This is a genomic window from Isoalcanivorax pacificus W11-5 (genome assembly GCF_000299335.2).
GTDB lineage: Bacteria > Pseudomonadota > Gammaproteobacteria > Pseudomonadales > Alcanivoracaceae > Isoalcanivorax > Isoalcanivorax pacificus.
Genome location: NZ_CP004387.1, coordinates 1,692,999 through 1,707,648 on the forward strand (window position 1 = coordinate 1,692,999; position 14,650 = coordinate 1,707,648).

12 protein-coding genes and 1 tRNA gene are annotated in these 14,650 nt (G+C 65.0%); 5 read left to right on the plus strand and 8 right to left on the minus strand.

The window, feature by feature from the left end; genetic code table 11:
- Positions 1 to 2: 2 nt before the first annotated feature.
- The 3 genes from S7S_RS07620 to cydD all read right to left on the minus strand — a co-directional run bounded on the left by S7S_RS07620 (position 3) and on the right by cydD (position 3,555).
- Positions 3 to 78: transfer RNA gene (locus tag S7S_RS07620), tRNA-Thr, on the minus strand.
- Positions 79 to 170: 92 nt separating this feature from the next.
- On the minus strand, positions 171 to 1,856 hold the full coding sequence (gene cydC, locus S7S_RS07625) for a thiol reductant ABC exporter subunit CydC (protein ID WP_008735683.1): 1,686 nt from the start codon (positions 1,854 to 1,856) through the stop codon (positions 171 to 173).
- A complete protein-coding gene (gene cydD / locus S7S_RS07630; RefSeq protein ID WP_008735685.1) occupies positions 1,849 to 3,555 on the minus strand; it encodes a thiol reductant ABC exporter subunit CydD in 1,707 nt (568 codons plus the stop codon). Before cydD ends, cydC begins: the two co-directional genes overlap by 8 nt.
- 402 nt (positions 3,556 to 3,957) lie before the next feature.
- Here cydD and S7S_RS07635 point away from each other — a divergent pair, with 402 nt between their 5' ends.
- The 3 genes from S7S_RS07635 to cydX are packed head-to-tail and all read left to right on the plus strand — an operon-like array spanning position 3,958 to position 6,817.
- Positions 3,958 to 5,535 carry a cytochrome ubiquinol oxidase subunit I gene (locus tag S7S_RS07635; protein WP_008735687.1) on the plus strand — a complete coding sequence of 526 codons (1,578 nt, stop codon included), beginning with the start codon at positions 3,958 to 3,960 and terminating at the stop codon, positions 5,533 to 5,535.
- A gap of 13 nt (positions 5,536 to 5,548) precedes the next feature.
- The gene (gene cydB, locus S7S_RS07640; protein WP_008735688.1) at positions 5,549 to 6,679 is read left to right on the plus strand and encodes a cytochrome d ubiquinol oxidase subunit II; all 1,131 of its coding nucleotides are present in this window, start codon (positions 5,549 to 5,551) and stop codon (positions 6,677 to 6,679) included.
- A 12-nt stretch (positions 6,680 to 6,691) separates the two neighbouring features.
- A complete protein-coding gene (gene cydX / locus S7S_RS19240; RefSeq protein ID WP_008735690.1) occupies positions 6,692 to 6,817 on the plus strand; it encodes a cytochrome bd-I oxidase subunit CydX in 126 nt (41 codons plus the stop codon).
- Positions 6,818 to 6,865: 48 nt separating this feature from the next.
- On the opposite strand, the gene S7S_RS18835 is transcribed toward cydX, so the two are convergent.
- Positions 6,866 to 7,246: a hypothetical protein gene (locus S7S_RS18835; protein WP_008735692.1), complete on the minus strand. Its 381-nt coding sequence runs from the start codon at positions 7,244 to 7,246 to the stop codon at positions 6,866 to 6,868.
- Between the two features lie 252 nt (positions 7,247 to 7,498).
- Between S7S_RS18835 and rloA3 the strand changes: the two genes are divergently transcribed.
- Complete coding sequence (rloA3, locus tag S7S_RS07655) at positions 7,499 to 8,056, plus strand: retropepsin-like aspartic peptidase RloA3 (RefSeq protein WP_008735694.1); 558 nt, start codon at positions 7,499 to 7,501, stop codon at positions 8,054 to 8,056.
- Between the two features lie 21 nt (positions 8,057 to 8,077).
- Here rloA3 and S7S_RS07660 read toward each other — a convergent pair whose 3' ends face one another.
- The 4 genes from S7S_RS07660 to S7S_RS07675 all read right to left on the minus strand — a co-directional run bounded on the left by S7S_RS07660 (position 8,078) and on the right by S7S_RS07675 (position 14,031).
- A complete protein-coding gene (locus S7S_RS07660) occupies positions 8,078 to 8,686 on the minus strand; it encodes a hypothetical protein (protein WP_144401617.1) in 609 nt (202 codons plus the stop codon).
- 49 nt (positions 8,687 to 8,735) lie between these two features.
- A complete protein-coding gene (locus S7S_RS07665) occupies positions 8,736 to 10,751 on the minus strand; it encodes a neutral/alkaline non-lysosomal ceramidase N-terminal domain-containing protein (protein ID WP_008735697.1) in 2,016 nt (671 codons plus the stop codon).
- Between the two features lie 121 nt (positions 10,752 to 10,872).
- Positions 10,873 to 13,326, minus strand: a complete 2,454-nt coding sequence (locus S7S_RS07670; RefSeq protein WP_035204111.1) for an ABC transporter permease — start codon at positions 13,324 to 13,326, stop codon at positions 10,873 to 10,875.
- Positions 13,327 to 13,335: 9 nt separating this feature from the next.
- On the minus strand, positions 13,336 to 14,031 hold the full coding sequence (locus S7S_RS07675; RefSeq protein WP_052269224.1) for an ABC transporter ATP-binding protein: 696 nt from the start codon (positions 14,029 to 14,031) through the stop codon (positions 13,336 to 13,338).
- Between S7S_RS07675 and S7S_RS07680 the strand changes: the two genes are divergently transcribed.
- Positions 14,030 to 14,647 (plus strand): arylesterase, encoded by a 618-nt coding sequence (locus tag S7S_RS07680; RefSeq protein ID WP_008735703.1) that lies wholly within the window; start codon positions 14,030 to 14,032, stop codon positions 14,645 to 14,647. The two genes, S7S_RS07675 and S7S_RS07680, sit on opposite strands and share 2 nt — an antisense overlap.
- The last annotated feature ends 3 nt before the right edge of the window (positions 14,648 to 14,650 follow it).

Here is a 14,650-nt window from a genome sequence, read left to right on the forward strand (position 1 = left end):
AATGGTGCCGCAAAGAGGAATCGAACCTCCGACCTACTGATTACGAATCAGTTGCTCTACCAACTGAGCTATTGCGGCACATGGCAACCGTTCGATGTGGATCGACGCTTGCGCCTCACCCGGTGGGCACCGGGCAAGGTCGGCAAGTTTAGTCGGCCACGGCTGGGGCTTCAATAGGCAACCGGGCCTGTATTGCCAAGGATGAGCTGTTGTGGCAACCGTTCGGCGTGGCGCGGGTCGTGGGTGGCCATGATCAGCACGCGCTCGCGCAGGGTCTGTTGCAGGGTGTCGAACAGGCTGTCAGCGGTGCGGGCTTCCAGGCCGGTGAACGGTTCGTCGAGCAGTACCACCGGGCTGTCGCGCAGCAATACGCGGGCCAGCGACAGGCGCCGGCCCTGGCCACCGGAGAGATGCAGGCCTTGCGGACCGATCCACAGGTCGAGGCCGCCCCGGCGACGTATCACGTCGGCCAGGCTGGCCCGTTCGAGGGTATGCCAGAGCAGTGCGTCGTCGGCGTCCGGGCGGGCCAGGCGCAGGTTGTCGCGCAGGCTGCCGGTAAAAAGCTGCTGCTGTTGCAGCAGCAAGGCAAAGCCGCTGCGCCAGGCCTCGGGCGCGGCGTCTTTTTGCACGACGCCGCCGAACCGGATGGTGCCGGCGTCCGCCCGTTGCAGGCCCATCAGGCAGTGCAACAGGGTGGATTTGCCACTGCCACTGGCACCGATGACGGCGAGCGGTGTGCCGGCGCGGACGCTGAACGTCAGCCCGTCGAACAGCGCCGGGGCATCGGGCCAGGCAAAGCGCAGGTTGTCGACCAGCAGTGTGCCGTCGGGGCTGGGTTCACGGGTGCCGGTGGCGGCCTGATCCGGCAGGGGGGTGTCCGTCAGGGTACGCAGGCGGCTGATGGTGCTGCGGGTATCTGGCCAGCGCTGGAAGGCCTGCGCCAGCGGCAGCGTCACTTCAGCGGCCGCCAGCACGAGCAGCATCAGCGCCAGTGCCAGCGGGGCGCTGACCACGCCCTGTTGTACCGGCACCAGCAGTACCAGCAGCACGCCCACCGCGAGCCATTGCATCAGGCTCTGGGTGAGGGCCTGGGTGATGGCCTGCTGCAACGCCAGACGATGCTCCAGGCCGGCCAGCGTGCCCAGCCGGCCTTGCCAGTCGTGCAGCAGTCGTGGACGCAGGCCGTAGGCCAGCACATCAGGCAGCCCCTGGAGCGTCTGCACCAGCTGGCTGCGCATCTGGTCGCGGATATCCATGCGTGCCTGCAGCGGCGCGGCGGCGCGGCGCGAGAGTGTTATCAGCAGCGCGGTGATCAGCGCGAACAGCGTCAGCATGACCAGCGCGGCAAGCGGGCCGGCGAACAGCCACCCCAGTGCGAGCATCACCAGCGCGGTGGCGGCGGCGACCAGGCCTGGTTGCCACTGCCCGAGCCAGGCCTGTTCGAGCCGTTCGACATCGCCGAGCAGCCGTTCCAGCAGATGACCGCTGCTGAGGTAGGACAGCGGGCCGGGAATGCGCGGCAGGATAGCGTTGAACAGCTGTGTGCGCAGGCGCTGCATGACCTGGAATGTGGCGTCGTGGCTCACCAGCCGTTCGAAATACCGCGACACCGTGCGTCCCATGGCCAACGCGCGAATGCCGGCGCTCGGCGCGAGCAGGTTGAAGGCGACGGCCGGGCCGGCGGCGGCCAGCCCGGCCAGTGCGGCGGCACTGATGAACCAGCCGGAGAGTCCCAGCAGGCCCATGCCGGTCAGCGCGGTGGCCAGCGCCAGCAGCCAGGCATTGCGCAGCCGGTGCCGGTCATTGTGGAAATGCGTGCGCAACCACGCCACGGCGGTGTCGTTGTGTTCAGACATGGGCCACCTCCAGGCTGATCTGGCCATCGGCCTCCTGGCTCAGCCACAGGCTGTGATCGGCCAGTGCGGCACAGGCGACTGAATGCGTTGCGATGACCACTGTGCGGTGGCCGATCTGTGCCCGCAGTGCGTCCAGTACGCGCGCTTCCGTGGCCGGGTCCAGTTCGGCGGTGGGTTCATCAAGTAACAGCAACGGCGCGTCACTGAGCAGTGCGCGCGCGAGCCCGAGCCGGCGTCCCTGGCCGCCGGACAGCCCGCCGCCATTTTCGTCCAGTGGTGTCGACAGCCCACTGGACAAATTGTCCAGTCCACATTGCGCGAGCACGGCATGTAGAGTGTCGTCATCGGCGGCAGGGGCGACCAGTCTCAGATTGTCGGCCAGGGTGCCGTGTATGAACCAGGGATGCTGGCCGGCCCACGCCAGGGCGCCGGTGCTGTGCGACAAGGGCGCGACAGCGCGGCCGTTGTGCTGCACCTGGCCGTGGTCGGGTGTCAGCAGGCCGGCGATCAGTTTCAGCAGTGTGCTTTTGCCGGTGCCGCTGTCCCCGCGAATGACCAGACAGCCGCCGGCCGGCAGGTGTAGTGAGGCATTTTCCAGCAGTGGCTGATCGTTGTCGGGGTAGCGAAAATTCACGCTGGCCAGCGTCAGCGATGGTGCACGGCGTGTGGGCAGGGTGGCGGTATCCGGTGGCATTGTCTGTGTGGCCAGCAAGGGTGCGAGCACCTCGGCGGCAGCACGGGCCGCAGCGCGTTCGTGATAACCCGCGGCAAGTTGCCGCAGGGGTTGATAGAACTCCGGCGCGAGCAGCAGCAGAAACAGCCCGGTGCCGAAGTCCAGTGTCGGGCCGGGGCCGATGGCAACCAGGTTCAGCAGGTGCAACCCGACGTACAAGGCAACCAGCGCCACCGCCAGTGCGGCAAATAATTCCAGTACTGCCGAGGTCAGGAACGCGATGCGCAGGACCTTCATGGTGCGGCGGCGAAAATCATCGGTGGCCACCTGCACGGCGTGTTGCTCTGCCTGTTCACGGGCGAAGGCGCGCAATGTCAGTACACCGCGCAGGCGGTCGAGAAAGTAGCCACCGAGAAAGCGCAGGCTGTCCAGTTGCCGGTCGGCGGCGCGTTGTGCGCCGGTACCAACCAGGATCATGAACAGCGGAATCAGCGGCGCGGTAAGCAGCAGTATCAGGCCGACGATCCAGTCGGTGCTGAAGGCCGCGGCCAGAAACAGCAGCGTTGCCATGGAGGCGATGCGCCGCTGTGTCGCGAAGCCGGCGTGATAACGGCCAATGGCATCGCTTTGTTCCAGCAGCGCTGTGCTGGCTTCGCCAGGCGTCAGGGCTGCACCACGGCCACGCAGCAGGGCGGCGACCACGTCATCGCGCACCGCGCGGCTGATCTCGGCGGCGGCACCGGCACCCTGACGTGCGCGCAGGGCGCTGTTCAGCGTGCGCACCGTGAGCACGAGCAGCAACAGCAGCGCGGCCAGCCACAGCGATGTGCCGCCGCTGATCAGTTGCGCAGCCAGCCAGGCGAGGAGAGCGGCCTGGGATACGGCAAATGCTGTGTCCAGCAGCGCGGTGAGGTACAGCGTGCGAAGCAGCAGACGGGCGTGTCGCGACTGCCCGGCGAGCCAGCGCAGAGGGGCGCCGTCGTTCCGGGCGCGCGCGGCGTGAAACTGATCTGTATCAGGAGGCATGATGATTTCTATGAACTCGCCTGAAAGTTGAAGTGAAAGCCGTATGGGGCGGTGCTATGCTTCGTCCGGAATGTCCCGTCGATGACGGGGATCAATGGTAGACCTGATTGCCGAGGCTTTCATCTGTGGTCTACTGTGACGCCAGGCAGGGTGTTGAAAGAGTCCGTCGGGATTTTTTCAGTTCATGGTTTTGAACGGTGTGTGTGATGCAGGGCCGTTCTGATGCCGGCAAGGGAGATCGCCGGCGCAGACGACTTTCACATCCCCCGAAACCGTGAAGGCAACGGATTGGCCCCTCGGGTATCAATCCGGCCGCGCGTTCTACGGACGTCGTGGCGGCAAAGGCTGTGCCGACAGCCTGCAGGGCAATACGCCAGTGCATGATCAGTGGGAGAAACGCTGATGATCGACGCCACTCTGGTTGAGTTGTCTCGGCTGCAGTTTGCCCTGACAGCGATGTACCATTTCCTGTTCGTTCCCCTCACGCTGGGCCTCTCTTTCATGATTGCGATCATGGAGAGTGTCTATGTGATGACCGGTCGCACCATCTGGCGCGACATGACCAAGTTCTGGGGCCTGCTGTTCGGTATCAACTTCGCCATGGGCGTCGCCACCGGTATCGTGATGGAATTCCAGTTCGGTACCAACTGGGCCTACTACAGCCATTATGTCGGCGACGTGTTCGGTGCACCGCTGGCGATCGAAGGGCTGATGGCATTCTTCCTTGAAGCGACCCTGGTCGGCCTGTTCTTCTTTGGCTGGGACAAGCTGGGCAAGGTGCAGCATCTTGCGGTGACCTGGCTGGTGGCGCTCGGTTCGAACCTGTCGGCACTCTGGATTCTGATCGCCAACGGCTGGATGCAGAACCCGGTGGGTTCTGTGTTCAATACGGACACTATGCGCATGGAAGTGACGAACTTTGCGGAGGTCATTTTCAATCCGGTAGCGCAGGCCAAGTTTGTCCACACCGTGGCGGCGGGTTATGTCACCGGCGCGATGTTCGTGTTGTCGATCAGTGCCTTCTATTTGCTGCGCAAGCGTCATGTGGCACTGGCCAAGCGCTCGCTGACGGTGGCGGCGTCTTTTGGCCTGGCGGCGGCGCTGTCGGTGGTGGTGCTGGGTGACGAATCCGGTTATGCGCTCACGGACAACCAGAAAATGAAGCTGGCGATGATTGAAGGCATGTGGCACACCGAGGAAGCGCCGGCGTCGTTTACGATCTTCGGCATTCCGGACCGGGAGGCGCAGGAGACACATTATGAATTGCGTGTTCCCTGGATGATGGGCCTGATCGCCACGCGCAGTTTCACCAAGGAAATTCCGGGCATCCTTGAGCTGGTGGCGCTTTCGGAAATGCACATTCGCGATGGGCTGGTGGCGTACGATGCGCTGGAGACCCTGAAGGAAGATGGCAACAACCCGCAGGCGCGCGAGGCCTTCCTGCAGAATCAGCAGTACCTTGGTTATGCCCTGATGCTGAAGCGGTATGTGGAAGACCCGCGTGACGCGACCGATGAGCAGATCACCAGCGCAGTGCAGGACTCGCTGCCGAACGTGTTTGCGTTGTTCTGGTCGTTCCGCTTCATGGTTGCCTTCGGTTTCTACTTTATCCTGCTGTTCGGCGCGGCGTTCTACTTGTGTTCATTGCGCCGGCAGATGCCGCGCTGGTTCCTGCGGGTGGCGTTCCTGTCGCTGCCGTTGCCCTGGATCGCAGCGGAGCTGGGCTGGCTGGTGGCGGAGTATGGCCGGCAGCCCTGGGTCATCGAGGGGGTGTTGCCGACGTTCCTCGGGGTCAGTTCCATTGGCCTGAGCGAGATACTGATCTCGCTGGCCGGCTTCATGGTGCTGTACACCGTGCTGGCGGTTATCGAGGTCCGCCTGATGATCAAATACATCCGCCTGGGACCGGATGAGCATGTGCCGGAACAAGCAGACGTGACGGACAGGCCGTCACCGGCCTTCGACAATATTCGGGCGTAAGGGAGGAGATACCATGTTGTTCGACTACGAAACCCTGCGTCTGATCTGGTGGGCGCTGCTCGGTGTGCTGCTGGTGGCGTTTGCCATCACCGATGGCTTTGACATGGGCGTGGCCGCCCTGCTGCCGGCGGTGGCACGCACCGATGGCCAGCGCCGGCAGGTGATCAATACCGTCGGCCCGGTGTGGGAAGGCAACCAGGTCTGGTTCATTCTCGGAGGCGGTGCCATCTTCGCGGCCTGGCCGGCGTTGTATGCGGTGAGTTTCTCCGGTTTCTATCTGGCAATGTTCCTGATCCTTTCCGCACTGATCATTCGCCCGGTGGCTTTCAAGTTCCGCTCCAAGCGCGAGGAACCAGCCTGGCGCGCGCGCTGGGATGCGGCACTGTGTTTTTCCGGCGTGGTGCCGGCACTGATCTTCGGTGTGGCGGTGGGCAATGTGTTGCAGGGCGTACCGTTTCATTTCGACAGCAGCCTGCGGCCATTCTATACCGGCTCGTTCTTTGGCCTGCTGAACCCGTTTGCGCTGTTGTGCGGTGTGGTGTCGTTGTCGATGCTGGTGCTGCACGGCGCGACCTGGTTGCAGATCAAGGCCGACGGTGAACCGGCTGCCCGTGCACGGGCCTATGGCAAGATTGCCGCGCTGGTGGTGATTGTGCTGTTTGCCATCGGCGGTGTCTGGATCAGCCAGATGGATGGCTACCGCATCATGACCGACATGAACCCGGAAGGGCCGAGCAATCCGCTGCGCAAGGAGGTGGTGCTGGAAGCCGGTGTATGGCTGGCGAATTTCCGCGAGTACCCGCTGTTGTGGCTGGTGCCGCTGGCCGGTTTTGCCGGGGCGTTGCTGGCGCTGCTCGGCCTGCAGACGCAACGTGGTGCGCTGAGCTTTATCGGCTCGAAACTGTCGGTGGCGGCGATCATCACCACCGTGGGCGTGGCCATGTTCCCGATGATCCTGCCGAGCAGCACACAGCCCGGCCACAGCCTGACGGTCTGGGACAGCTCATCCAGTCACTACACGCTGGGTGTGATGCTGTTCTCCACTGCGTTGCTGCTGCCCATCGTGCTGCTATACACCGCCTGGGTGTACAAGGTGCTGTGGGGCAAGGTCAGCGAGCGCGACGTCAGCAAGGACATGTACTGAGGAGGTTGCACCATGTGGTATTTCAGCTGGATTCTCGGTGTCGGCCTGGCGTGCACATTCGGCATTCTCAATGCCATGTGGTTCGAACTGAATGAGACCGACACGCGGCTGCGGAACGAGGACGATTCATCGGAGTAAGGTTTTCAGGAGGCGCCGCCCGGGTGGCGGTGCCTCCTGATCACAGGCCTATTGCTCGCGCATCTGTTCCAGACGCTCACGGTTTGCGTCACGTTGTTCCTCGATGCGTTCACGGGTAGCCTCGCGCCGTTCCTCCGCGGCTTCGCGTTGTTGTTCCGCACGTTCCTGTGCCGCCTCGCGCTGTTCTTCGGCCTTGTCCCGGGTTGCTTCACGTCGCTTCTCGGCTTCTTCGCGCATCGCCTCGCGTTCCTTGCGTGCGGCGTCCATGCGCTCTTCCCGTTCTTGCTCTGCGCTGTCGCGATGCTGTTCGGCCTGCTCGCGCATCGCCTCGGTGCGTTGTTGCATCTGTTCGGTAGTGGTCTGCTGGGCAAAGCCGGCCGGGCTGGCCAGCAGCAGGGCAATGGCGGAAGTGGTAAGCAGCGTCTTCATGGTCAATCCTCCTGTGTCGGACGTTCCCTGTCTCTCCCTGGTCATGGATGGCGCGGGCGTCCTGCCCGTTGCCCGGCGGCCGTCGTGGCTGCCGTTGTCCCCATGCTGCGCGTGACATCAGGGCAGGCAAGTAACAGAAGGTAAAACCGAAACGGGATGCAAAAAAATCAGTAATCTTTCCCAGGTTGCTGAACGCCGGGTCGCCTCGGGCGGTCCATGTGCTGAACAACAGGTAAAAGGAGCCCCGGGACCATGCGAAACAGAATGCGATATGCCGCCGTGGCGGTGCTGCTGCTGGCCGCCACGCCGGTGCTGGCTGCCGAAAAGCCGCTCTTCGGGTGGATCGAGAACGCCTCCATCGAACCCTGGGGCGTCCAGGTCAAGGCCAAGCTGGACACCGGTGCATTGACGTCGTCCATGCACGCGGAGGATATCGAGCGGTTCGAGCAGGATGGCGATGACTGGGTACGTTTTACCGTTGAGGTCGAGGATGAGGCCACAGGCGATGTGGTGTCGCGGGAATTCGAGCAGCCAGTGTTCCGCAACGTGCGCGTGCGCGGTGCCGGCGGGTCAGAGCGGCGCCCGGTGGTGCTGATGAAGATCTGTATTGGCGACACGGTTTATGAAGAGCAGTTCAGCCTGGAGGACCGGGACGACATGCTCTATCCGCTGCTGATCGGCCGCCGCACGCTACAGCATCTGGGGCCGGTGGATGTCACCCGCACCTTCGAGCACAGGCTGCGTTGCGATGACGATTCGAAAGTGATGGCGCACGACGCCGAACCGGACGATGAAGATATCGACGACTGACGGGGCTCGGCTGCCGGGCCTTTATCCAGCCTGCCGCAGGGCGCGCGCCAGGGCTTCACACTGGCTGCGCGCGATGGCGGGGATATTGTTCGCTTCGCGCGTGACCATGTCGGCACGCCAGAGAATGTGCCCTTCATTGTTGAGCAGATTGACTTCGATATTCTGATTGGCCTGCGGCGCGTCGCGGGTTTCACGGTACTCGCGCGCCGGCACCATGATCTGCACATCGTGGTGCATGTTGTTGCCGGACAGCACTTCCGGCGGGTTGTAGTTTGGCGGTGCCGGCAACAGCCCGGTCAGTTCGGCCACCAGGATGTTGCGGATGCCATTGGCACTGGCCCAGCGTTCCAGTTCGTCAGTGCCGGTGGCAAACCAGGCGGGCAGCACCGTGAAACTCTGTGTGACGTCATAGCCCTGTTTGCGGAATGCCGGTTCGCAGGCGTTTTCCCAGCGCTTGCGTACCTGAGGGTCAGGTGAACGGGTGGCCAGCAACAGCGTGTTGCCGTCCAGGCTGATGGCCCCGTAACGGGTGGCAATGTCCGACGTGCTCGCGCAGCCGGTCAGGAAGACAACGCCGGCGAGGGCGCTACTCAACAGCATACGGGTGGGGCCTGACATCCTCTGTTGCATGGTGCTCTCCTGATGCTTTCCCGACGGGGTGTCTGCCGTCGATTCTACCTCAGAACGCTGCCGAACTGAGCGGGGCATGGCCCAGCACGCGGAACCGGCGTGGCTGCGTGGCCGGCGTGTGCGGCGGGTTATACCAGCGCACCTCGTATTCGGCCTGCTCCGCGTCCTGGTCCAGCCGCAGCAATTGCAGCGCGCTGCCCTGGTCATCCTGCAGCAGTGACCAGTGGCCGTCGGCGTCTTGCTGCTCTACGTGCAGCAGGGGTTCATGCAGGGGCAGATGCGCGGGATGTTCGCCACGGAAGCGAAACGCCCAGTAGGGTTCACGCAGTCCGTCGGCGTCGGTGAAGCGGGGTGCACTCAACAGTGTGCGCGTTGCCAGCGGCGCCTCGGTGACCGGCCAGAAGTCTCGGCTGAGCAAGGTAAAGCGCCACTGCGCCGGCAGGTCATCAATGCTGCCGTGCGTGAACAGGTCGCTGGCCAGCTGTGCGCTCTGGCTGGCGAGCATGTCCAGCGTGTGCGGCCCGTACAATGTGTGGCCGCCTTCGTAGCGTTGCAGGGAATATTCTTCCGGGGTGGTGGCGTAACCGAAGAAGCCGTTGGCAAGGCTGGAGATTTCCACGCGCCAGCGGCCGGCTGGCAGTTGTTCACGCACCGCCTTGCGAATGCGGTTGCCACTTTCCAGCGTGACTTCCCACGGCAGGTTGACCAGCACCAGATCGTTGATGCGTACTACCTGGATCAGTGCCTCGTGGGGAAAACGTTCCGCCGGCAACAACAGTTGCAGCTTCGACAGCATCCAGTGCTTGGCGCCCTGGCAGTTGTCGTTGAACAGCGTTTTCGGCTGGCCGGGACGAATGAACGGCAGCCAGGAAATCGGAAAGACTTCATCGCCCTTTGCTGCACCGGCGGTGGCGGCGCCGACGATGGCTCGCTCGCACAGGCCAAAGCGGCTGTCCGGTGCCAGCGTGAGCAGGTCCAGTTCACGGCTGCCGACGCCGGTGACCAGTTGATCATCCAGCTGCGTGCCCAGGCGCTCAAACAGGCGCAGTGCGTGGCCGGCGAGTGCACCGCCGATGCGGCGTGCCTCGCGGTCGCCGCGCTGGCCCTCGACCCAGGCCGGGCTGTTGTCGGCGTGGGTGGCCTGGAAGGCGCCATGCAGCGGCGTGAACGGTGTCTCGTAGCGGGTGCCGATGGCCTCGGCCACGTCGTGTGCCAGCCAGTGCCAGACGTCCGCGTGCCAGGGATGCGTAAACGGCGGGATGGCGGTGCCGTGGATCGAAAATGCTGTCAGCGCGCCGGCCGGGTAAAAGGCGCCGTCGTCGCCGGCCAGGTCGACCCGCAGCATGGTCATGGTCGGGTTCACGGCCTGGTAGGCCATGTCATCGGTGAGGCGGTTTTCATCCAGGCGAAAATTGCGCGCCCAGGCTGCCAGAGAACGGTTGCGCGTGAATCCGTAGACCTCGGTCTGCCCGGTAGCAAAGCGCGCGGTGCGGCGTTCGCGGTAGGCGCGGATCACGGCATCGGCGATCTGCCGGCTGAGAAATTCCGCCAGTGTCGGATCGAAGCCGGGCAGGTTGCTGCCGAAGACGTTGTAGAAATCGCTGTCGAGGAACTGGCCCGGTCCGGAATGGGTGTGGGTCACCAGCAGGCTTAGGCCGTGTGCGGGCACATCGGTGTGGGCGGCGATCAGCTCGGCCACACGGTGATGCAGCACGCGTGACCCGGCGCCGAGGTCCAGGGTCACCAGGGCAAGCGGTGTCTGCCCCGGGCTGTGCAGGTAGAAGGCACGTGCTTTCAGGCGCGTGCGGAAGCCATCCGAGGGGCGCGCCCAGGCGGAGTAGCCGAACTTGGGAATGCCGATGGGCGGCGTGATGTCCGACTCGGCCAGACCGGCCAGCGCCGGGCCGCTGGTGGCGGGCGGCAGGGGCGCCGGGCGGCTGATGGTCAGCGTGGTGGCCGGGTAGGTGAGAAACGGCCAGGCGGTGAAAGTCAGCGCGCCGACCGTGCCCAGCAGCACGGCCATCAGGAAAAGGCGCAGACGTGGCAAGCGGCGGCGTTTCGGCATGGAGTCGTCCCTGTCGGTTGAGTGGCGGACGCAGCTTATTGTTTTAAGGTACGTTAGTGCAAAGTCATCCTGTGCCTATTCAGAGGAGCGGACCCCTCATCGCGACGCCTTCTGGCTGCCGTTATTCCTGTCGCAGCAGCCCCAGGGCCGGCTGGTGCTGCGAGCGCGCGCCGAGGCTGACGCCCGTGACGGCCACCAGCAGGCCGAGGGCCAGGGGCAGCAGCAGCCAGCCGGACCAGGGCAGGGCGCCGGAAAACAGCCGCTGGCCCAGCGGATACAGTGCCGCCAGCATGATCAGCGTGGCGCAGAGGCCGGCGGCGCTGCCCAGCGTCAGGGATTCCAGCCAGGTGACGCGGCGGATCAGATGCCTGTCGCCGCCGAGAGTGCGCAGCAATGCATTGTCGCGCCCGCGCTGGGCTTGCGCACCGAGCAGTGCAGCGCCGAGCACCAGCATCGCCGCAGCCATCAGCAACACCGCCAGCAGGGCAGTGGCGCGGCTCGCCTGACGGATGATGTCCTGGGCCTGGTCCAGCAGGGCGTTGACGTCAATCACGGTCAGGTGCGGCACGTCCCGCAGCAGCGCGGCCAGCCGTGCGCCGTCGCCGGGGGGCAGCCAGAAGCTGGTCAGCCAGGTGATGTCCTGGCTGACCAGGCCATCGGTGGCGAACATGAAATAGAAGTTCGGTTCGAAGCTGTCCCAGTCCACGTCACGGATGCTGCTGATGGTGGCCGTGACGGTGCCCTGGCTGGTGACGAAATGCACCGTGTCATCACGGCGCAGGCCCAGGTTCATGGCCAGTTCCCGTTCTACCGACACGGTGCCCGGTGGTGGCGGCCAGTCGCCGTCGGTGACGCGGTTGCTGTCCGGCAGCGTCGTGTCGGTGACTTCGGTCAGTACCAGGTCGCGATTCAGCGCGCGCTGGGCGTCCTCGTTTTCCTTGGTCACGGCGTCACGCACCGGCGCGCCATTGATCTCGGTGAGGCGGCCACGCACCACCGGATACAGCGGCTGCGGGATGGCGGCCTGTTCTGCCATCCAGCTGTTGAAGCGGGGCAGGTCGGCATCGAACAGATTGAAGACGAAGTGGTTCGGCGCCTGTTCCGGCAGGCGTTCGCGCCAGTCATTGAGCAACTGGCTGCCGGTCTGGCCGGCCAGGGCCAGCACGGCCATGGCGATGGTCAGGGAAGCCAGCAGCGGCAGGGTCAGGCCGGGGCGGCGGCTCAACCGGCGAATCGCCAGCCGGCCGGCCAGCGGCAGACGCTGGCTGCCGATGTCGAGCACTTTCAACAGCGGCCACAGCAGTGATGGCAGCAAAGCACCGAGCACCACCAGCAGAAGCAGCAACTGGCCCAGTTCGGTCAGCGAACCGGTCAGCAGCGCGGCCAGGATCACTGGTGCGCCCAGTGCGGCGGCCAGTTCGACAATGCCGGAGACGGGCCGGGCGCTGATGCGATCATTGAGCACCTGCATGGCCGGCGTGCGCACCAGTGTGCTCAGCCGGGGCAATGCGAACGCCAGCCACAGCACCAGCGGCCCGGCCAGCACCGCGACCCAGTCGCCGGGGGTGGCAGCCAGCGGGTCCTGCCAGCCCATCAGTGCACGCAGGCCGTGGATCAGCCCCAGCCCGAGCAGGGTGCCGAGGGCCACCGCCGGCAGGACCGCGATGAATTCTTCCCCGAGCAGACGCTGCATCACCTGACCGCGCCGGGCGCCGAAGCTGCGCAGCAGCGCCGCCATGCGTGCGCGCTTGCGCACCCGCTGGCTGGTGGCGAGATAGATGGCCGCGCCGCACAGCAGGCTCACTAGCAGCACGCCCAGGCTGACCCACAGGGTCAGTTGCTGCAGCGGGCCACGGGTGCGGCCGGCGGCGTCTTCCAGCGTCCGCAGACGCTGGTCCGGGCGCAGCACCGGGTCCAGTGCGGCGGTGGCGGTGGCGATATCGCTGGCGCTGCCACCGAGCATCAGCCGGTGGCGCACACGGGTGCCGGGGCCGAGGACGCCGGTGGCGTCGAGGTCGGCGAGATTGAACAGTACGCGCGGGCTCATGCTGTAGAAGCCAGCGCCCTGATCCGGTTCCTGACGGATCACGGCGGTCAGGGTCAGCGGCTGCCGGCCAATCTGCACCTGGTCGCCGATGGTAAGGCCCAGTCGGTCGAGCGCCTGGTCGGCCATCCACACTTCGCCGGCGGCCGGTCCGGTGGCCGCTGGCCGGGTGGCGTCGAAGCGACCCGGGGCACTCTGCAATTGACCGTATACCGGGTAGCCGGCATCCGCAGCGCGGGCACTGACCAGCAGCATTTCATCGCCGTGGACCAGCACGGTGGGGAAGTCTGCCACCTGGCCCTGGTCAAGCGCCGACAGCAGCGCAAGCTGCTCTGCGGCGGGCGGTTCGCTGCCCACCAGCACCAGGTCACCGCCGAGCATTTCTGCCGAGCGAATGGTGAAGCGCTGATCGAGTTCTGCGCGCAACAGCACCACGGACGCCAGCGCCAGCGCGGCGATGCCCAGTGCCAGGGCCAGCACGCGGAACGCGCCGTCGCGCCAGGGGCGCCAGAGACTACCTGTTCGCAGCATGGTTGTGCCTCACAGCCGGCCGTCATCAAGCCGCAGTTGCCGATGGCAGCGCGCGGCCAGTGCATCATCGTGGGTGACCAGCACCAGGGCGGTGCCGGCCTCGCGGTTGAGATCGAACAGCAGGCTGCTGATGCGTTCGCCGTTGGCGTGGTCAAGGCTGCCGGTGGGTTCATCGGCGAACAGCAGCGCCGGTTGCACTGCGAACGCCCGCGCCAGTGCCACGCGCTGTTGTTCGCCGCCGGACAGTGTGGTGGGGAAGTGTTTCAGCCGGTGCGCCAGGCCGACGCGATCCAGCCACTGACGGGCAATTTCGGCGGCGTTGCCACGGCGCTGTATCTCCAGCGGCAGCATGACGTTTTCCAGCACATTGAGATCGGCGACCAGATGGAATGACTGGAACACGAACGCGCAATATTCACCGCGTTTTACCGCGCGGGCGTCTTCATCAAGCTGGCTGAAGGCGCCGCCGGCGAGCAAGACGTCGCCACCGGAAGGGACATCCAGCCCGGCCAGCAGGCCGAGCAGGGTAGACTTGCCACTGCCGCTGGGGCCGGTGATGGCGACACTTTCGCCGCTCATCACGGTCATATCGATATCGTCCAGCAGGGTCAGTTCACCTTCCGGGCCGGGAACCCGTTTGCTAAGGTGACGGGCAATCAAGATGGGGGCCGAGGCGTCGTCCCGTAAAGAAGGAGTCTGATTCATGCGTCTGGGGTCCGCGTTGCTCTGTGGTTGCCTGACTGCCGTGGCATCCATTGCGTCGGCCGACATTCTGGTGGTTGGCGACAGTATCAGTGCCGCGTATGGCATTGACAAGTCGGCAGGCTGGGTCAGCCTGCTGGAACAAAAACTCGAGGGTGAGTGTGCCACCCTGAATGTGTACAACGCGTCAGTGAGTGGCGAGACCTCGGCCGGAGGCGCTGCACGCCTGCCGGCGCTGCTGGCTGCGCACACTCCGTCGGTGGTCGTGATCGAACTGGGCGGCAACGATGGTCTGCGCGGTATGCCGCCGGTGCAGATGAAACAGAATCTGGTGCGCATGATCACGGTCAGCCGCGAGGCGGGGGCCGAGCCGCTGCTGTTCGGCATGCGTATCCCGCCGAATTATGGCGAAGCCTACACCCGGATGTTCGAGGCCGTGTTCACCCAGGTCGCACAGGAGCAGGAGGTGCCGTTGCTGCCGTTCTTTCTCGATGGCGTGGGTGGTGAACCGTCGCTGATGCAGGAAGATGGCATTCACCCTGTGGCATCGGCACAGCCGCGCCTGCTGGAGAATGCCTGGACACTGCTGGCGGACGTTGTACGCCGGCACTGCGAATGAACA